Here is a 17,016-nt window from a genome sequence, read left to right on the forward strand (position 1 = left end):
GTCACACCTCATGGCTGACGATCGCCTTGCCGAACGTGGCTCCTGACGCTTAGGCCCTATCCGGCCGACCTTGCCGGGCGCCCGACGCCGCGCGCCGATCCGACAAGATCGACCGGGCAGGGCCTAGTTGGCAGACGGGACACGCACAGGTCCGGTGATCATGGAGTTGCGACGCTCTGTGATCACTGGGGAGACCTGTGCCTGTACTGCCATCATGGCTGACCGAACCGCTCTGGGACCAATTCGACGCCCTGCTGCCGCAGCGGCCCAAGTTCGATCCCGCCCACCCGCTGGGCTGCCACCGGCGCCGGATTGGTGACCGGATCGTCTTCGACAAGTTGCTGCAAGTCCTTCGGTTCGGCTGCTCGTACGAAGCGATCGCGGACGCCACCTGCTCGGCCAGCACGATCCGCAACCGCCGCGACGAGTGGATACAGCTCGGGCTGTTCACCCGGCTGAAGCAGATCACCCTCGACGCCTACGACCGCATCGTCGGCCTCGTCCTCGACCAGATCGCCGTGGACGGCGCTATCACCAAGGCCCCCGGCGGGGGTGAAGCAGCCGGACGGTCGCCCGTCGACCGGGGCAAGCAGGGCATGAAACGCTCAGGCATCACCGACGGCTACGGCATCCCGCTTGGCCGCGTCCTGAGCGGAGCCAACTGCCACGACTCGCCACTTCTGGCACCAACTCTCGACGTCCTGGCTGGACTTGGACCACTGCCCGACGAAATCACCGTGCACCTCGACGCGGGCTACGACTCGGCCAAGTCGCGCGCCGTGCTCGGGGAGCGGGGCCTGCGTGGCCGGATCGCCCACAAGGGAACCAAGGCACCGGTCCAGGCCACTCAGCGGTGGCATGTCGAGCGCACCCACGCCTGGCAGAACGCCTTCCAGCGGCTGGCGCGCTGCTACGAACGGCGGATCAGCGTCATCGGAGCCTTCTTCGACCTCGCCGACACAATCATCACCGTCCGTAGCCTGATCCGCCGAGCCTGGACCACCCACCGCTGAGGTACACGACCTCGCCGCCGACCATGACCAGCCGCCAATCTGCGCTGGCTCTAAGTCGTTGGTGAACCGGTCGGCCCGCCCCGGACGACGAAGGGGTGTGCGCCGTATGAGCCCCGCCACCCCCGCCACCCCCGTCGCGGTGCTCCGCGCGCTCCTGCGCCCCGACCTGCGCGCGGCCCGCACCCGCCCCTGCCGGCAGCCGGAACGGCGGGGCCGGCCGTCACGGCCGGCCCCGCCGCGTTCCACACCCACATCGAACCGGCCTCGGCTGCGCTGCTGCTGCGGTTCGCCACCGTGCTCGGCACCCTCGGACTCGCCTTTTTTAATGACAGGTTTTCCCTCTGTCGACTCGGGGTTCGCGGAAACCGGTCGGGGCGCCTGAACGGAGGAGGCGCTGGAGCCAGCGGGTACGGGCCTCGCGTGCGTCCCGGCTGAGGGCCGCCTGCGGCGCCATGCCGTCGAAGCCGTGGTAGGCACCGGGCCATACATGCAGTTCAGCCTGGCCGCCGGCGCGCCAGATCGCGTTCGCGTAAGCCACGTCCTCGTCCCGGAACATCTCGGCCGACCCGACCTCGATATAGGCCGGAGGGAGTCCGGAAAGGTCCGTGGCGCGGGAGGGGGCCGCGTAGGGCGGCAGGTCCGCAGCACCGTAGCGGTCACCCAGCAGTGCCTTCCACACGGTCGCGTTGGAGGTGAGGTCCCACACGTCCAGGCCCGTCATCTGATGACTGGAGAAGGTGCTGCCGCGGTCGTCGAGCATCGGGCTCAGCAGCAGTTGCCCCAGTGGCCCCGGACCGCCGCGGTCACGGGCCAGCAGGGCGAGGGCCGCGGCGAGCCCGCCGCCGGCGCTCTTCCCTCCGATGATGATGCGGTCCGCGTCGATGCCCAGTTCGGCCGCCTGGCCGGCCGCCCAGACGAGTCCGGCGTAGCAGTCCTCCAGCGGGCCCGGGTACTGCGTCCGCGGCGCCAACCGGTACTCGACCGAGAGGACAGCCAGCTCCAGCGGGAGGGCCCACTCGCGAAGAATCCGCGGAAGTACGGACCACGCGTTGCCCATGACCATCGCGCCTCCGTGCATGTAGTACAGCAGAGGCAGCGGCCCGACGAGCCCGGACGGCCGCGCGCACACGAGCGTGACATCCGGTCCGTCCGGCGGTCCTGGCACACAGAACTCCGTCACCTCGAAACGGCCGTCGGCGCGGAGGTCCTCGGCCGTCGGCCTGGGCCGGGTCGCGGCATCCCGCTCCTGCCGGGCCTCAAGATTGTCCGGGGTGACCGGCTCCCTCGCCTCCTTGCCCAAGGCCGCGAGCACGACGCTCAGTTCGGGGTCGAAGGGGGGCGCTGCCCTCGGTGCCGGGACAGGGCCGGATTCCGAAGGCGCTCGGTGGACACTCATGACCCACCCCCCGGTCGGACAGCGGCACACCGTCCGCCGTCCCCGCTGAAGCGGCTCGGCTGCATACACGTGCACCCAGGGAACACTCGCCTGAGACCCATACGGCGTAGCCAATCACACACGTCCAGGGGAGGAGTCTCATGCGCGGCCACGGGAGTCTCATGCACGGCAACTATCGAGTGCCGGCGCCGTCCGAAGCCCTCAGGCGCGCCCCGCCGTACACCGCCCCCGCAGCCCGGCGCCCCGTCGCGACGAGGGCCAGGGACACGGCGAGGGAGGCCGCTGCCATCACCGTCATCGCCGTCCCCGGCGAGGTCCGCTGGGCGATGGCACCCGCGAGCGTGGCGGCGACGCCCTGCATGGTGAGCATGCCGGAGGAGTGCAGCCCGAGCGCCTGACCGGTGATCTCGTGCGGGGTCAGGGCCATCAGCCGCTCCTGGAACAGCAGACTCGCCGAGAACCCGACCGAGGCGAGCGTGGTCAGAGCGAACGCCACCGGCAGCGCCGGGTGCGCGGCGAAGAGCAGATACGGGGCGGCCAGGAGCAGTTGCAGCGGGGTCACCAGCCGCCCCCGCCAGTGCCGGGCGATGAACCGGCCCGCCACCGTGTCCCCGATGAGCATCCCCAGTGCGCCGCATGCGAAGAGGAGCCCCGCGTGCTCCGGGGAGTACGGGACGAACAGCGACTCGCAGCCCACGATCAGCCCGTTCGGCACCCAGAGCGCGAGATAGACCCGGCGGCGCGGGCCCGAGGACCACAGCACGGCGTTGGTCCGCCAGGTCTCGGCGACCGACGGCCGCCCGGCGGCGCGCGGCGGGCGGCGCACCAGCCCGAACCGGGCGACGACCGCACCGGTCAGATACAGGGCCGCGGCGACCAGCAGCGTCCCGCGCGCGGACAGCGTCGTCACCAGAAGCCCGCCGAGCGCGAACCCGCCGATCTGCATCAGGCCGACGCACATGTTCAGCATCGAACGCCCCAGCAGGTAACCGTCCTTGGGCAGCACCTCATTGAGCAGGCCGTACCGCGCGCCGCCGCCCACCGCGGCGATCACGCCCTCGATCAGGATGATCGCGAAGACGGCCGGCAGCGGAAGCCCGGGGACGGCGAGGACGGCGGTGGCCAGCCCGAAGGCGAGTGCCATGCCGGTCATCGCCGCCCGTGGCGGCAGCCGGTCCGCCGCCGACATCAGCGCGGTCGCCCCGATCACCTGGGCGAGGGAGGAGCCGAACATGGAGAGGGCCGCGAGCAGCGGCGAGTCGGTCGCGGCATAGACGAGGGTGCCGAGGGCCAGCCCGCTCATCGTCGACCCGGCCACCTGGACGGCGCTGGTCGCGAAGAGCGGTCCGAACTGCGGCGTTCGGAAGAGTTCCCGGTAGGTGCGCATGCCGGGAGTGTCGGGGGCCGTTCGCGGCGACCGTTACTCTTTCGCGCGGAGGCGAAACGTCATGGGCATGTGGCAGATCAACACGGACACGCTCGCGGGGAGCCGGTTCGTCGTCTCGCCCCTCGCCGAGACCGTCTCCGCGCTGAACGCCCTGGAAAGGGGCCGGCCCGAGCACCCCGGCGAGGGGGCCTGGCTCGACGCCCATCTCGCGGCCTACCGCGAACGGCAGGCCGCCGACCCCGTGGCCGCCCGCCTCGTACCGGCGGCGCTCGGCGGCAGCTGGAACGCGGACTTCATCACCCCCACACCGACGGGCGAGGGCGCGCCTTCCTTCGAGGAGGAGCTGGCGCCCGTCCGGGCGACCACGTCCGAGCGCGCCCGAGCGGACCTGGAGGTGTCCATCGGCGGCCGTCCGCTCCCGGCACTCCTGGACCGCGACGACCTGGCCCAGCGCGCCGCCGACGTCCTGCAGTGGGTCTGGGACCGGACCGTACTGCCCAACTGGCCGCGCCGCCGCCGGATCATCGAGGCGGACATCGTCGCGCGGACCGGACAGCTGAGCCAGGGCGGCTGGGCCGCCGCCCTGAGCGGCCTGCGCCCGGGAATGCGATGGCTCGGCGGAAGCCTGCTCCAGATCAACGCGCACGACTACCCGCCGAAGCGACTGGCCGGTGTGCGGCTGCTGTTCGTGCCGGTCACCCAGCGCACGGGCTGGGTCTCCTGGGCCGACGACGCCGAGCGGTACGCGGTCGTCTACCCGTGCTCGGGCGCCCTGGCCGATGCGGGGCGGGCACAGGTGCCCGACAGCCTGGGCCGCCTGCTCGGCCCCGCGCGGGCGGCGGTCCTCGTCCTCCTCGCCGACCCGAAGAGCACCACCCAGCTGGTGGCCCTGACCGGCCAGGGGCTGGGGTCGGTCGGCCGCCACCTCAAGGTCCTGCTGGACAGCGGACTGGCCGGCCGCCGAAGGGCCGGGCGTTCGGTGCTGTACTTCCGCACGGACGTGGGTGACGTACTGGTGGCGGCCCAGCGGGGCGGCTGAGGGGTGCACCTGTGCCAAGGGCGCCGCCGATGAGATCCCGTGGGACGAGGTCACCCGGCTGACCGTGGACGACCACCGGATCGCCATCACCGGTCCCCATTTCCGGCGTCGCATGGAAGGCATCACGCTCAAGGCGGACGGCCACCGGGACAACTACCGGGTCGGCGGGGACAACGCCCTGTACATCGAGACCAAGGGCCTGAGCAGCTGCCGCAACGCGATCATCTGGGCCGTCATGGCCCACTTCGCGGAATCCCTCGGCACGGAAGCGCGGTGACCGTCGCTACGGGCAGGGCCCGCACGGGGCGCGCGGACCAGGCGATCACGGTGACGCCCGCCCGTGCGGTGTAGGCGTACGGTTCGCCGGCCCTGAGCCGTATGACGGCCTCCCACTGGCCGTGGTCGAGCCAGCGGAAGGTGCGGTCGTGGTCCCCGGCGTCGAACCCGGAGAGCAGAGTCCGTACGGAGACCCGCATCCAGATCAGCGCCTGCGTGGGGGTGGCGGCGTGCTCGGCCCGTACGAGCAGGCCGTCGGCGGTGACCTCACACCGCCAGACGTTCCTGAGGAGCTGCGGCCTCATGGTGACTCCGCCCGGCCGATGGACAGGTGGGCCCACACCGTCTTTCCGGGGTCGCGCGGCCGTACGCCCCACTTCTCGGCGATCGCGTCCACGATGACCAGGCCCCGGCCGGAGAGGTCGTCGAGGGTGGGGGTGCGGAGCTCGGGCATCTGCCACTGGTACGAGTCGGACACCTCCAGGACGAGCGTGCCGTTGCGGCGGCGTAACCCCAGCTCGAAGTAGTCACCGGTGCCCTTGGCATGGTTGATGACGTTGGTGCTCAACTCGCTGACGATCAGGGCGGTTTCGTCGATGAGGCCGCCGAGTCTCCACTCGGTGAGGATGTTCTCGGCGTGGTGCCGGGCAGCGGGGACGGAGTCCCTGCGAGCCCGGAATCTCTTGATGTGTGTGCGCCCGGACATGGGTCCCCCAAGGTCGTGGGTGGGCAGGCGAGATCGTGGTCACGGAGTGTGCTCGATTGGCGTCATGGTGTGACGCAAGCCACGCTAGAGTTAGGTTCCGTCGAAAAGCAAGCGGCTCACAAGTGCAAGCTTGCATTCACTCTTGAGTGGCAAGTTGCTGGTGCCCACGGGTAATTCGTGGGCAGACTGGCTTGGAGAGTGAGGGGGACGTATGCCCGCAGGTGGGAAGCCCACGGTTCGCAGTCGCCGGTTGGGGGCGGCGTTGAAGCGCCTGCGCCTGAACGCGCTCCTCGACCAGGAGCACGCCGCGGAGGCGGTGGCCTGTTCGACGGCGAAGATCAGCCGGATCGAGTCGGGAGCCGTCAGCGCCCGGGTGGGCGATGTGCGCGTGTTGCTCGACCTGTACGAGGTTGAGGACGAGGCCGAGCGCAAGCTGTTGGAGAAGCTGGCCCGTGACAGCAACAAGCGTGGCTGGTGGATGGACTTCGACGCGGGGCAACCCATGCGGGAGATCCTGGGCGACTTCCTCTCGCTGGAGTCCGACGCGACGTACATCCGCACGTGGCAGCCGCTGCTGGTGCCGGGTCTGCTTCAAACCCCCGGCTACACACGAGCCTTGACCGACGCCAGTCCGGACGTCGTTGATGACGCGGCGGCCGACCTGGTCGTCAAGGTTCGGCAGGAGCGTCGCCGGGTGTTCGAGGAGAGCGGTGCGCGCTTCGCTGCTGTCATCTGGGAGCCGGCCCTCAGCGGGCCGATGCCCGACCCGACGGTCCACCGGGAGCAGTTGGCCCATCTCATCAGGATGGCCAAGCAACCGAACGTGACCGTTCAGGTCTTGCCCAGCAGTGAATGGAGCGCGGCCAGGGTGTCACCGCCGTTCGTCGGGCTCTCGTACGCGAACGAGACGACCCCGGAAGTCGTGGTTCTCGATGCCGTGTCCAATTGCGTCATCCTTGAGGAACGCGAAGTCATGGCTGGCTACGTCCATGCCTTTGACACCCTCAGGTCCGCCGCACTTACCCCGACCAAGAGCGTCGCCTTCATCCGGGCGAGGATGGACGGCCTGGCCATAGAGAACGAGGAATTGTGAGCAGTCGGACCATCATCACCCGTTTCGTGAAGTCGTCGTACTCCTCCGGAGGGCAGGGCACCGAATGCCTGGAGGTCGCCCACACCGCCGACGGCGGCCGGGCCGTCCGGGACAGCAAGAACCCTGACGGTGGGCTCCAGTTCTACGCCCCCGAGGGGTGGGCCGCGTTCATCGACGGGGTGAAGGGCGGGGACTTCACGGGCTGAGCCGGTCCGCGACCTCGGCCACGTCCTCGACGCTCACCACGCCCTCGCATGCCACCGCGTTCTTCGTGCCGAAGCTCACCTTGTTCTTGTACTCCGGCTCGCGCCGGTACGTCGCAAGGGTCCGGACCGGTGCCGGGCCCCGGCGGCGGCCGGTCGTCCGGTGGAAGTCCGTCCGCAGGTCCACACCACCGCTCCCGTGGTTCGGCGTCCGGCGGGTGGGGGCATTGTCGTCGGCGTGGGTGAGACCGGTGCGATGTCCGACCGGGTGGGCCGGTCACTCGGTCGATCACCAATCGGTGAGATCCACCACGTACGTGCAGTGCGGGTCGTCCGCGCCCGCGGATGTGCGCCACTCCTCGCCGAGCAGTGAGGGCAGAGCGGCCAGCAGGGCGGTCAGCGCGCCACCCGGGTGTACGTCGGCGGCGATCACGCCGGACACATCCTCGCTGTCCAGATACAGACGCAGCGGGCCTCGTTCCATGAACAGGAACCCACGCAAACGCGCCGCGTGCCGCTCTTCGGCTGACGGATATGCCAAGCATCTCAGGAGAGTGAAGGACCAGTCGTCAGGCGTGAACGGAGCTGCCTCGACAGTCGTCGGATCCACGCGGAGCAGGGGCATCCCCATGGTCGAGCCGACTCTGCTCCGAGGGTAAATGTGTGTTCCGGTGTGCGCGCTGCGCAGGATGCCGACAATGTCGTGAGCGGTGAGCAGTTCATCGCCCAGACGGAGAGGGATTTCATAGGCGGTCAGCCGGTCGGGGGCGCGTTCGCCGTTGTCACCGAGAGCGACGCGGACCGCTGCGGCTGCCGAGGGCGCGGGCAGAACCCCCCGCACGTGCTGATCATCGACCAGAGGCGCGTAGACCAGGTGCAGCAGAAGGGCTGCGATATCAGCCTGCAGCTCCTCGATCTCTTCCGTGTCTTCACTCACCGTGTTACTCATTCACCCAGTTCGGGCACTTACGCATGCCATTGCAATATGCCGTGATCACACCGACTGTTTGCCCGCGCCCTGCGTCGTACCGTCCGTCGTCCGTCTTGCGGGCGTACCGGACCTTGACAATGATCTTCACCCTGCCGTACTGACGATTCGAGGCGTACCCCCAGTATTGGAGGTTCGCGCCATCCTTCTTGTCGACCTTGTCCGACAGCGGGATGCTGACAAGCGCGCACTTCTTGATGTTGTGCTTTCCGGAGAAATGATTCCAGCCCAGCTCGCCGTTACCGATGCGCGTGGGGATGTGTCGGCCGTCCGGGTCGGTTGCTTTGCACTTGATGCTCTTGTTCCACCATGGACCTGCGTGGGCTGGGGTGGCGAAGCCGACGAGGAGCACTGTCGCCATGGCGACAGGCGGCGCGAACGCAGTGATCTTCTTCACGTGGTGACTATGGCATCGGCGAGAAGGGTATGTGGGGCGCCGAAATCCCATTTACCTCTATGGAGTTACATATCCGACTATGGTTCAGGTGTGATCTCTGATTTCGGGGTCCTGCTTCTCCGGGGGCTGGGTGAGGCCGGCATCGACGGTGCGAAGGCCGGGGCCTTCAGTGACGGAGCCACTCCGCGACCTCGGCCACGTCCCCGACGGTCACCACGCCCTCGCAGACCACCGCGTTCTTCGCGCCGAAGCTCACCTTGTTCTTGTACTCCGGCTCGCGCCGGTACGTGGCCAGGGTCCGGATCGGTTCCGGGCCCGCGCGGCGGCCGGTGCGCTGGTCGACGAGCGGGACGTTGCACCGCATCGCCCGTACCGAATGGGCAAGCTCCACGGAACCGAGGACCATCCGGCGCACCCGGTCCTCGAAGTGGGGTTCGTCGTGGCCGGTCAGGACGATGTTGGGGCGGAAGCGGTCCATCGGGACGGGGGCCGCGTCGCCCCGGGCGGTGATGCGGGCGTTGAGGTCGTCCAGGGAGGCCGTCGAGGCGACCAGCACCGCGTGCGCGTCGGCGAAGTTGACCTTGCCGGGGGTGTCGCCCCAGCCGTCCCGGTCGAAGCCGGGGGCCACCCGTACCAGACGGGACTTGGCGCCGAGCGCGTCGGAGAACCATTCCGCGACCTCGTCCCCCTGGTCGACGGCCGCGCCGAGCGGCCGGTCGAACATGCTGACCTCGCGGCGCGGACCGTCCCGGTCGATGTCCAGACGCAGCGGCTCGACGCCCTCGGCGGACAGGGTCAACACGGCTCCGGCATCCAGGACTTCGACCCTGACCGCGGCCATCGAGGGGTGCGTGCGCTGGCTGCGGAAGGCGCCGTCCGCCGCGTCCACCACCATGAACGTCCGGTCGTGTTCGAGGCCGGTCCCGAGGACCTGCACAGAATCGACCATGGTCCCGGCGCAGCCCTTGACCGGGTAGTACGCCAGCGCTCGGACGGTGATCGTCATGATGTCCCCTCCGGGGCAGCCGCTTCGAGGTCGTCGACGCTGCCGGACATGATGGTGCGGATGTGTCGGGTGAGGTGCTCGGTGGGCCAGTCCCACCAGGCGATGGCGAGGAGCCGGGCAACGGTCTTCTCGTCGTACCGGGTGCGGATCAGTCGGGCCGGATTGCCGCCGACGATGCCGTAGTCCGGTACGTCGGCGGTGACGACCGATCCGGCGCCGATGATCGCGCCGTGCCCGATCCGTACGCCCGGCATCACCATGGAGTTGTAGCCGAACCAGACGTCGTTGCCGACGACCGTGTCTCCCCTGCCCGGCAGCCCGGTCAGCAGGTCGAAATGCTCGGCCCAGGAGCCGCCCATGGTGGGAAACGGGAACGTGGACGGGCCGTCCATCCGGTGGTTGGCGCCGTTCATGATGAACCGCACCCCCGTTCCCAGCGCGCAGAACTTCCCGATGACGAGCTTTTCCGGGCCGTAGTGGTACAGCACGTTGCGGGTCTCGAACGCGGTCGCGTCGTCGGGGTCGTCGTAGTACGAGTAGTCCCCGACCTCGATCAGATCGGACTTCACCAGCGGCTTCAGCTGCACGACCCGGGGCTGGCCGGGCATCGGATGGAGAACGGCGGGGTCGGCGGGGGCGGGATGCATGGCGCCCATCATTGCATTCACCTCGCATGAGGTAAGTTCCCTTTGGGAACTCACGTGATGCCGAGAGAGGAACATGCCATGACACAGGCGCGGTGGACCGAGGTCGACGACTACTTCAACGGCCTGCTGGTGGGCGCGGACGAAGCGCTGGACGCGGCCGTGGAGGCCAGTGACGAGGCCGGGCTCCCGGCGATCCAGGTCGCCGCCAACCAGGGCAAGCTCCTGAATCTGCTGGCCCGGCTCCAGGGGGCGCGCACCGTGCTGGAGATCGGCACCCTGGGCGGCTACAGCACCATCTGGCTGGCCCGCGCGCTGCCCGAGGGCGGCAGGCTCGTGACGCTCGAATCCGATCCGGAGTGCGCCGAGGTGGCGCGCGGGAACATCGAGCGCGCCGGCCTGTCGGAGGTCGTCGAGATCCGGGTCGGCCGGGCCCTCGACACGCTGCCGGAGCTCGCGGAGGAGGGGTACGGGCCGTTCGACGTCGTGTTCATCGACGCCGACAAGCCGAGCAACCCCGACTACCTGGCCTGGTCGCTGAAGCTGACCCGGCCCGGCAGCCTGATCGTCGCCGACAACGTCGTACGCGACGGCGAGGTGGTCGACGGTGCCAGCGACGACCCCAAGGTGCAGGGTGTACGCCGGTTCACCGAACTCGTCGCGGCCGAACCGAGGTTGACCGCGACCGCGTTGCAGACCGTCGGGAGCAAGGGCTACGACGGGCTGATGATGGCGCTGGTCACCGGCTGACATCCGCTGTCATCGGCCAAGATGCCCGCGATGAGCGGGGCGCCGGCCGGTCGGGGGAGTGTTCCCGCCCCCGCGCGCGACGAGACAGGAGGGTCCTCGCCCGTCCCGTTCGGACAAGGGCCCCTTCACCTCGCCTGCCCGGTGCCCTCCTCCGGACCGGGCAGCCGCCATCCGTAGGGGAAGAAGTCCCCGCCCCATCGGGACGGGTCGCCCAGCTCGTCGGCGGCGTCGGGGGCTCTCAGGGGGCAGCGGTGGCGCAGGAGTTCGCGCCGTTCAGCCGGAGTCAGCAGCCGCTCCTCGTCGCCGAGGTGCGCCGGGTCGTCGATATCCGTGTGCTCGATCACATTGAGACGCGTGGATGTGGGTGTCCGGTAGTCGAGACGGAGATCGGTCCCCCACTGCGAATTGCTTCCCCAGCCGTGGGACAGGTCGACGGTCGGGCGGTACCGGCGCAGATACGTCCAGTACAGCGGGGAGCAGTCGGCGATGCCGCGCCGGGCGTGGTGAGCCCCGGCCCGGACCCGGACGCCGGCCCGGCTGAAGAGCAGCTGCCCGAGCATCAGCCCCGGCCACACCACTTCCGTGATCCGGATCGGCTCGTCCGGATCGTCGCTCTGCTCCACCTCGGTGATCTCGTGCCGGAACGGGTCGAAGCCGGTGCCGTCGAACGGACTCATGCCCAGGGTGGTGAACAACTCCAGGTATTCGGCGGGGGAGACCACCGGCCATCCGTCGTACGTACTGAGCGCACCGGCCCACGGTCGTGTGCCGTCCGGGTCCGGCGCGGGCTGGAAGTGGTGGAGGAGGACATCGCTGACGCGACTGAGGGCGTAGAGCTCGTGGCGGAGATAGAGATCCGGCCGCTCGGGCACCTTCTCGCCGGTGCGCCAGGCGCCGTCGGCGGAGGCACGCGCGATCGCGTCGCGGTAGTTCCGTCCGGCCTTTGCCAGCCACGGTACGACCACCTGGCCGAAGGCATCCGATCCTTCGTGGTCGACCAGGGTGCGGAAGAGTTCGCGGGCGTTGGTCTCGTCCTCGTACATGCGCAGAGCCTAGGAGCGAACAACGGGCCGGTCGACGGATTGACGCCTCGACGTCCTGGCCGGAGAGGTGTGCGGCCCGAAGCGCGCCTCGCGCGGGAACCAGGCGTCGGCGGTCCCGCGCCGCCCGAAGTGGTGGAAAGCCTCCAAGAGCGGCTGAGCATTACTGTGCCTGACGAGGCGACCGTCCGTGTTCGCGCGGTCGCAGACTTGCAGGGTGTGGTGCGGGCCTCCGCGCCGCCACCTCCATTCGTGACGACCCGAAGGGCCCGAGCCCATGAGCGAACGTGTCATCGTCCCCAAGAACCGTGGCTTCCTCTTCCTCGACTCCCACCCGGCCGGCTGCGAGCGCCTGGTGAAGGACATGTGGCAGGCCGTCCCCGCGCCCTCCCGGGTGCCGGACCGGGCACCCGTGGCACTGGTCATCGGCTCCTCCGCCGGGTACGGGCTGGCCGCGACGATCGCCGGTCTCGCCCGTGCCGGTATCCGTGGGATCGGGGTCTGCTTCGAGAAGGCCCCCGGACGGCGCACGGGTACGGCCGGCTGGTACCGCACGGCCGCGACCGCCGAACTCGCCCGTCGGCACGGCCACGACATGGTGTTCCTCAACGGGGACGCGTTCTCCGACGAGATGAAGCACCAGGTCGCCCAAGTGCTGGAGGAGCGTTTCGGCGGCCGTCTGGACCACCTGATCTACTCGGTGGCCGCCCCGCGCCGCACCGACCCCGACACCGGGACCACCTACGCGTCCGTCCTCAAGCCTGTCGGCGAGGCGTACAGCACCAAGACCCTCGTCTTCGACGACCGGGGCGCCGGCGAGGTGCGGGAGGTCGAGACGCAGCCCGCCGACGGCGACGACATCGAGCAGACCGTCGCCGTCATGGGCGGAACCGACTGGGAGCGGTGGATCGACCATCTCGCCGACCGCGGGCTGCTCGCCGATGGATTCAGCACCGCCGCCCTCTCCTACATCGGCTCCCCCCTGACGGCCGCGATCTACCGGCAGGGCACCATTGGCGCCGCCAAGTCCCACCTCGAACAGACCGCCCGCACCCTCGACGAGCGGCTCGCGAAGCTGGTCGACGGACGCGCGGTCACCTCTGTCAACGCGGCCGCCGTCACCCAGTCCTCGACCGCGATCCCCGGCATCGGCCTCTACGTCGGGTTGCTCCGCGGCGTCCTCGGCGACGCCATGGTCCCGCCGATCGGGCAGCTCACCGACCTGTGGGACCAGCTCACCGGCGTCCGCCCGCTCGACCTCGACGACGAAGGACGCGTGCGCCTGGACACCTGGGAACTCGATCCTGCCGTCCAGGCGGCCGTCACCGAGCGGTGGAACGCCGCCACCACCGAGAACATCACCGAACTCGCCGACCTCGACTGGTTCCACGCCGAAGTGCAGCGCCTGTACGGGTTCGCCGTGCCCGGCATCGACTACGCCGCGCCGGTCGAGACCGACATCGCCTGGCCGGACGCCGTCACCCTCTGAGCCGCACCGACGACTGCGCTGGTCACGGGCCATGGCTCCCCTGACATGCTTGTAGCGATCATGACGAGCAGTCGAAGAGGTGGGGTGTGTCCAGGGTGGGGATCGCGAGAAGGACATGGGCGGCGCTGTTCGCCGTCGCGATGATGGGCGGGATGACAGGGTGCGGTGCGGGGAACGACAGTGGGGCCGGGGCGGAAGGCGGGGCGTCCGCCTCGGCCCCCGTGAGTGACGTGCGGGCGCTGGAACTGCCCTTCGAGTGAACGGATAGTAGTCGGCGGGGGCGGTCCCTGCCTGCCCGGACCGGACCGCCCCGGGGCGGGTGCGCGGGTAAAGAGTTCGACGGGCCGGGCGGATCCGGTCATGATCGGACGCATGACTTTGCACGTGATCGACCCGGTTCGTATCGGTACCGAACAGCTGCCGGGAGGGCGGCAGCTGGGCTGGGCCGAGTGGGGACCGGCGGACGGGGTGCCGGTGCTGCTGTCGCCGGGGGCGGCCACCAGCAGGCATCTGGGGTTCGGTGACGACGTGGCGGCCGACCTCGGCGTGCGGCTGATCTCGCTCGACCGTCCGGGGCTGGGTGTTTCCTCGCCCCTGCCGGGCCGTACCTTCGACGACTTCGCCGACGACATCCGCGCGTTCGCCGCCCTGCGCGGCCTGGGGCGGCCCCTGATGGTCGGCAACTCGCAGGGTGCGCCGTTCGCGCTGGCGTGCGCCGCTGCCGGAGCGGTCGGCGCGCTCGCGGTGGTCTCCGGCGCGGACGAGGTCGCCGAGCCGTGCTTCGCCGACGCGCTGCCGGAGGAGCTGCGCCGACTCGTCGACCTGGCGGTGTCCGATCCGGCCGCCGCCGAGCAGGTCTTCGCCGGGTTCACCGCGCAGGCGATGTGGGACATGGTCATGTCCGGGAGTCCGGAGTGCGACCTCGCCGTCTATCAGCAGCCCGCGTTCGCGGCCGCCTACCGCCAGGCCCTCGACGAAGCCTTCGCGCAGGGAGCGGCCGGTTACGCCCGGGACACCGTCCTGGCCATGGGGCACTGGGGGATCGGGCTGTCGGACATCGCCGTACCCGTCGACCTCTGGTACGGGGGGAAGGACACCGGTCACTCGCCGGATCAAGGGGCCCGGCTGGCCTCGCGCATCCCGGGCGCGGTCCGGCACCTGGTACCGGAGGCCGGCGGGGCGGTGCTCTGGACCCACGCCGGGCAGGTGCTGAGCACGCTGCTGGGGCGCGCCGCAGGCCGTTGAGCCGCCGGGCGCACAGAAGGGCCCCCGCCTGCACGTCCAGGCGGGGGTCCTTCCTTCATCCGCCTGCCCGGTGAAGGTTGAGAAGACGATCACGAGGCAGGACGTTCAGGTGTCTCCCGGTCAGGGGGCGAGCAGCAGCACGTCGGCGCGCTCCTTGGCGGCCGCGTAACGCTTCGCCACGTCCTGCCAGTTGACGACGGCCCACATCGCCTCGATGAAGTCGACCTTCTGGTTCTTGTACTGGAGGTAGAAGGCGTGCTCCCAGGCGTCGAAGACCAGGACCGGGACGGAGCCCTGGCCGACATTGCCCTGGTGGTCGTAGACCTGCTCGACGATCAGCTTTCCGCTGACCGGCTCGTAGGCGAGGACGCCCCAGCCGGAACCCTGCGTGGTGGCCGCGGCCTTCGTCAGCTGGGACTTGAAACCGGCGAACGAGCCGAACGACTCGGTGATCGCGTCCGCCAGGTCACCGACACCGTCGGCCGCGAGGGGCTCGCCGCCGCCGTCGCCGGTCATGTTGTGCCAGTAGATCGAGTGCAGGATGTGGCCGGAGAGGTGGAACGCGAGGTTCTTCTGGAGCCCGTTGATCGCCCCCCAGGCATCCTTGTCGCGCGCCTCCGCCAGCTGCTCCAGGGTGTCGTTCGCACCCTTCACATAGGCGGCGTGGTGCTTGTCGTGGTGGAGCTCGATGATCTGCGGATTGATGACCGGTTCGAGCGCCGCGTAGTCGTACGGGAGTTCCGGGAGCGTGTACGTGGCCATGTGGTCGAACCCTCCAGCTGCTGTCCTGTTGTTATTGCAACCTATATGCAAGAGCAGGCTAACAGGAGGAGGGGGAGAAGGTGATCAGCCCTTCGGCTTAGGACCGGGGGTGCGTCGTCACGCGTGGGCGCGGCCGGGCACGCACCGCTCCGTCACGCACGGGCCCGCGCACGGGCCTCGGTGAGCCGGGCCAGATGGTCCTCGTACGCCTTCGCGTAGAACACCGCCCGCGCCGGGTCCGGTTCGACCACCGTCGTCGGGGCCGTCCAGGCGGCCGTGTCCAGCTCCGCGCCGAAGCGCCGCGCCGCCGCGAGCACCGCGCCCCGCGCACCGACCTCGCCCTCCACGATCCGGACCGGCCGGCCCAGTACGTCCGCGAACAGGCGCATCCAGGCGGGGGAGCGGGTGCCGCCGCCGCACAGGGCGAGGGTGCCGGTGAGGCCCGCGGCCTCCAGGCAGTGGCGGGCGGCGAAGCCGATGCCCTCGCAGACCGCGCGGATCAGATCCGCCGGGGTGGTCTCCAGGGACACACCGGTGAGCTCGGCGCGCAGCCGCGGCTCGACGAACGGGGCGCGCTCGCCGGACGGGGCGAAGTAGGGGAGTACCCGGACACCGTTCGCCCCGGGCGCAGTGGCGGCGAGCAGGGAGTCGACCTCCGTGTGACGTACGCCCGTGGTGTTCAGGACCCAGTCGAGGGCCGCGGTACCGACCATCGCGGGCATGGCACGCAGCCAGTGGCCGGGTCGGTCGGTGGAGATGTGCAGACCGGCGGGCTCGCCGTCCAGGTCGAGCCGCTCGGTGGCCACCAGGGCGGCCAGGCAGGTGCCGACGATCAGCAGACCGTCACCGGGCCGGGTGACGCCCGCGCCGAGGGCGCAGGCCGGCAGATCGTACGGGCCGTTGGAGATCCGTACCCCGGAGGAGAGTTCGGCGGTGGCGACCGGGTCGCTGACCGGGGCGAGGAGCGAGGCCCGGTGGTCGAGGCCGAGCGCGGCCACCACGTCGGAGGAGTACGTACGGGTCATCGGGTCCAGGAACGGCATCGACGCGTCGGACACGTCCGTGGCACGCACCCCGGTCAGCCGCTGGAACACCATGTCCTTGCAGTACAGCGCGGTCGTCGCCGCGTCGAGCGAGGCCGGGTCGTGACGGTCGAGCCAGGCCAGCAACGGGCCCGGACAGCCCGGGAACATCGCGCTGCCGGTGCGCCGGTACACCGCCCCGAAGACACCGGACGCCTGCCAGGCGTCGACCAGCTCATGGGCGCGGCCGTCCATCCAGGAGATCGCCGTACGGACCGGCCGTCCCGCCGCGTCGACCAGCCAGACCCCGTCGCCCTGGCCGGTGAGACCGGCGAACGCGACCCCGTCGGAGCCCAGCGCGGCCAGGACCTCGCAGACCGCCCCGTACACCTCGTCCATGTCCTGTTCCACGCAACCGCCGTGGATCGTGAGTCCCACCGGGCGGGACTCGACGGCCAGCGTGCGCCCGCGCGGGTCGAAGGCCGCGGCCTTCACCACGGAGGTGCCGACATCGATGCCGATGTATCGCGTCATGGGTCCGGTCATGGTTCCGGCCCTCC

The 17,016-nt window shown here is 70.1% G+C and carries 20 protein-coding genes; 8 read left to right on the forward strand and 12 right to left on the reverse strand.

The window, feature by feature from the left end; translation table 11 throughout:
* Positions 1–197: 197 nt before the first annotated feature.
* Positions 198–1,013 (forward strand): IS5 family transposase, encoded by an 816-nt coding sequence (locus tag ACZ68L_RS09360; RefSeq protein WP_469575549.1) that lies wholly within the window; start codon positions 198–200, stop codon positions 1,011–1,013.
* Positions 1,014–1,335: 322 nt separating this feature from the next.
* Here ACZ68L_RS09360 and ACZ68L_RS09365 read toward each other — a convergent pair whose 3' ends face one another.
* Positions 1,336–2,409: an alpha/beta hydrolase gene (locus ACZ68L_RS09365; RefSeq protein WP_469575550.1), complete on the reverse strand. Its 1,074-nt coding sequence runs from the start codon at positions 2,407–2,409 to the stop codon at positions 1,336–1,338.
* 172 nt (positions 2,410–2,581) lie between these two features.
* Positions 2,582–3,796 carry an MFS transporter gene (locus tag ACZ68L_RS09370; protein ID WP_469575552.1) on the reverse strand — a complete coding sequence of 405 codons (1,215 nt, stop codon included), beginning with the start codon at positions 3,794–3,796 and terminating at the stop codon, positions 2,582–2,584.
* Between the two features lie 61 nt (positions 3,797–3,857).
* On the opposite strand from ACZ68L_RS09370, the gene ACZ68L_RS09375 reads away from it, so the two are divergent.
* A complete protein-coding gene (locus ACZ68L_RS09375) occupies positions 3,858–4,835 on the forward strand; it encodes an ArsR/SmtB family transcription factor (protein WP_469575554.1) in 978 nt (325 codons plus the stop codon).
* The gene (locus ACZ68L_RS09380; RefSeq protein WP_469575556.1) at positions 4,801–5,112 is read left to right on the forward strand and encodes a hypothetical protein; all 312 of its coding nucleotides are present in this window, start codon (positions 4,801–4,803) and stop codon (positions 5,110–5,112) included. Before ACZ68L_RS09375 ends, ACZ68L_RS09380 begins: the two co-directional genes overlap by 35 nt.
* Here the strand turns inward: ACZ68L_RS09380 and ACZ68L_RS09385 are convergent.
* Entirely contained in the window at positions 5,069–5,416 is a 348-nt protein-coding gene (locus tag ACZ68L_RS09385) for a hypothetical protein (protein WP_469575557.1), read from the reverse strand. The two genes, ACZ68L_RS09380 and ACZ68L_RS09385, sit on opposite strands and share 44 nt — an antisense overlap.
* Positions 5,413–5,817 (reverse strand): ATP-binding protein, encoded by a 405-nt coding sequence (locus ACZ68L_RS09390; RefSeq protein WP_469575559.1) that lies wholly within the window; start codon positions 5,815–5,817, stop codon positions 5,413–5,415. Before ACZ68L_RS09390 ends, ACZ68L_RS09385 begins: the two co-directional genes overlap by 4 nt.
* A 211-nt stretch (positions 5,818–6,028) precedes the next feature.
* On the opposite strand from ACZ68L_RS09390, the gene ACZ68L_RS09395 reads away from it, so the two are divergent.
* Together ACZ68L_RS09395 and ACZ68L_RS09400 are read left to right on the forward strand one after the other, a co-directional pair.
* On the forward strand, positions 6,029–6,910 hold the full coding sequence (locus ACZ68L_RS09395; RefSeq protein WP_469575560.1) for a helix-turn-helix domain-containing protein: 882 nt from the start codon (positions 6,029–6,031) through the stop codon (positions 6,908–6,910).
* Entirely contained in the window at positions 6,907–7,116 is a 210-nt protein-coding gene (locus ACZ68L_RS09400; protein ID WP_469575562.1) for a DUF397 domain-containing protein, read from the forward strand. The genes ACZ68L_RS09395 and ACZ68L_RS09400 overlap by 4 nt, the downstream gene beginning before the upstream one ends.
* Here the strand turns inward: ACZ68L_RS09400 and ACZ68L_RS09405 are convergent.
* From ACZ68L_RS09405 to ACZ68L_RS09425, 5 genes are all read right to left on the reverse strand, one after another.
* Positions 7,106–7,300: a hypothetical protein gene (locus ACZ68L_RS09405; protein ID WP_469575563.1), complete on the reverse strand. Its 195-nt coding sequence runs from the start codon at positions 7,298–7,300 to the stop codon at positions 7,106–7,108. The two genes, ACZ68L_RS09400 and ACZ68L_RS09405, sit on opposite strands and share 11 nt — an antisense overlap.
* A gap of 102 nt (positions 7,301–7,402) precedes the next feature.
* A complete protein-coding gene (locus tag ACZ68L_RS09410) occupies positions 7,403–8,050 on the reverse strand; it encodes a hypothetical protein (RefSeq protein ID WP_469575565.1) in 648 nt (215 codons plus the stop codon).
* A gap of 4 nt (positions 8,051–8,054) precedes the next feature.
* Positions 8,055–8,498: a hypothetical protein gene (locus tag ACZ68L_RS09415; RefSeq protein WP_469575566.1), complete on the reverse strand. Its 444-nt coding sequence runs from the start codon at positions 8,496–8,498 to the stop codon at positions 8,055–8,057.
* 166 nt (positions 8,499–8,664) lie between these two features.
* The gene (locus tag ACZ68L_RS09420; RefSeq protein ID WP_469575568.1) at positions 8,665–9,504 is read right to left on the reverse strand and encodes an MOSC domain-containing protein; all 840 of its coding nucleotides are present in this window, start codon (positions 9,502–9,504) and stop codon (positions 8,665–8,667) included.
* The gene (locus tag ACZ68L_RS09425) at positions 9,501–10,151 is read right to left on the reverse strand and encodes a CatB-related O-acetyltransferase (protein WP_469575570.1); all 651 of its coding nucleotides are present in this window, start codon (positions 10,149–10,151) and stop codon (positions 9,501–9,503) included. The genes ACZ68L_RS09420 and ACZ68L_RS09425 overlap by 4 nt, the downstream gene beginning before the upstream one ends.
* A gap of 78 nt (positions 10,152–10,229) precedes the next feature.
* Between ACZ68L_RS09425 and ACZ68L_RS09430 the strand changes: the two genes are divergently transcribed.
* Positions 10,230–10,898 (forward strand): O-methyltransferase, encoded by a 669-nt coding sequence (locus ACZ68L_RS09430; protein WP_469575572.1) that lies wholly within the window; start codon positions 10,230–10,232, stop codon positions 10,896–10,898.
* A gap of 125 nt (positions 10,899–11,023) precedes the next feature.
* Here the strand turns inward: ACZ68L_RS09430 and ACZ68L_RS09435 are convergent, their stop codons facing one another.
* Positions 11,024–11,941 carry a hypothetical protein gene (locus ACZ68L_RS09435; RefSeq protein WP_469575573.1) on the reverse strand — a complete coding sequence of 306 codons (918 nt, stop codon included), beginning with the start codon at positions 11,939–11,941 and terminating at the stop codon, positions 11,024–11,026.
* 274 nt (positions 11,942–12,215) lie between these two features.
* On the opposite strand from ACZ68L_RS09435, the gene fabV reads away from it, so the two are divergent.
* Positions 12,216–13,427, forward strand: coding sequence for an enoyl-[acyl-carrier-protein] reductase FabV (gene fabV, locus ACZ68L_RS09440; protein WP_469575575.1), 1,212 nt, complete (start codon positions 12,216–12,218; stop codon positions 13,425–13,427).
* 372 nt (positions 13,428–13,799) lie between these two features.
* Positions 13,800–14,672 carry an alpha/beta fold hydrolase gene (locus tag ACZ68L_RS09445; protein ID WP_469575577.1) on the forward strand — a complete coding sequence of 291 codons (873 nt, stop codon included), beginning with the start codon at positions 13,800–13,802 and terminating at the stop codon, positions 14,670–14,672.
* A 120-nt stretch (positions 14,673–14,792) separates the two neighbouring features.
* Here the strand turns inward: ACZ68L_RS09445 and ACZ68L_RS09450 are convergent, their stop codons facing one another.
* Positions 14,793–15,434 (reverse strand): superoxide dismutase, encoded by a 642-nt coding sequence (locus ACZ68L_RS09450; RefSeq protein ID WP_469575578.1) that lies wholly within the window; start codon positions 15,432–15,434, stop codon positions 14,793–14,795.
* Between the two features lie 152 nt (positions 15,435–15,586).
* Positions 15,587–17,002, reverse strand: coding sequence for an FGGY family carbohydrate kinase (locus tag ACZ68L_RS09455; protein WP_469575580.1), 1,416 nt, complete (start codon positions 17,000–17,002; stop codon positions 15,587–15,589).
* Positions 17,003–17,016: the final 14 nt, after the last annotated feature.

The organism is Streptomyces sp. NPDC104309 (assembly GCF_055584025.1).

Coding starts and splice junctions, on each gene's coding strand:
- ACZ68L_RS09385 (WP_469575557.1), bottom strand. CDS start 5,416: ATGAGGCCGCAGCTCCTCAGGAACGTCTGGCGGTGTGAGGTCACCGCC.
- ACZ68L_RS09445 (WP_469575577.1), top strand. CDS start 13,800: ATGACTTTGCACGTGATCGACCCGGTTCGTATCGGTACCGAACAGCTG.
- ACZ68L_RS09430 (WP_469575572.1), top strand. CDS start 10,230: ATGACACAGGCGCGGTGGACCGAGGTCGACGACTACTTCAACGGCCTG.
- ACZ68L_RS09435 (WP_469575573.1), bottom strand. CDS start 11,941: ATGTACGAGGACGAGACCAACGCCCGCGAACTCTTCCGCACCCTGGTC.
- ACZ68L_RS09455 (WP_469575580.1), bottom strand. CDS start 17,002: ATGACCGGACCCATGACGCGATACATCGGCATCGATGTCGGCACCTCC.
- ACZ68L_RS09365 (WP_469575550.1), bottom strand. CDS start 2,409: ATGAGTGTCCACCGAGCGCCTTCGGAATCCGGCCCTGTCCCGGCACCG.
- ACZ68L_RS09370 (WP_469575552.1), bottom strand. CDS start 3,796: ATGCGCACCTACCGGGAACTCTTCCGAACGCCGCAGTTCGGACCGCTC.
- ACZ68L_RS09450 (WP_469575578.1), bottom strand. CDS start 15,434: ATGGCCACGTACACGCTCCCGGAACTCCCGTACGACTACGCGGCGCTC.
- ACZ68L_RS09375 (WP_469575554.1), top strand. CDS start 3,858: ATGGGCATGTGGCAGATCAACACGGACACGCTCGCGGGGAGCCGGTTC.
- ACZ68L_RS09425 (WP_469575570.1), bottom strand. CDS start 10,151: ATGCATCCCGCCCCCGCCGACCCCGCCGTTCTCCATCCGATGCCCGGC.
- ACZ68L_RS09390 (WP_469575559.1), bottom strand. CDS start 5,817: ATGTCCGGGCGCACACACATCAAGAGATTCCGGGCTCGCAGGGACTCC.
- ACZ68L_RS09420 (WP_469575568.1), bottom strand. CDS start 9,504: ATGACGATCACCGTCCGAGCGCTGGCGTACTACCCGGTCAAGGGCTGC.
- ACZ68L_RS09395 (WP_469575560.1), top strand. CDS start 6,029: ATGCCCGCAGGTGGGAAGCCCACGGTTCGCAGTCGCCGGTTGGGGGCG.
- fabV (WP_469575575.1), top strand. CDS start 12,216: ATGAGCGAACGTGTCATCGTCCCCAAGAACCGTGGCTTCCTCTTCCTC.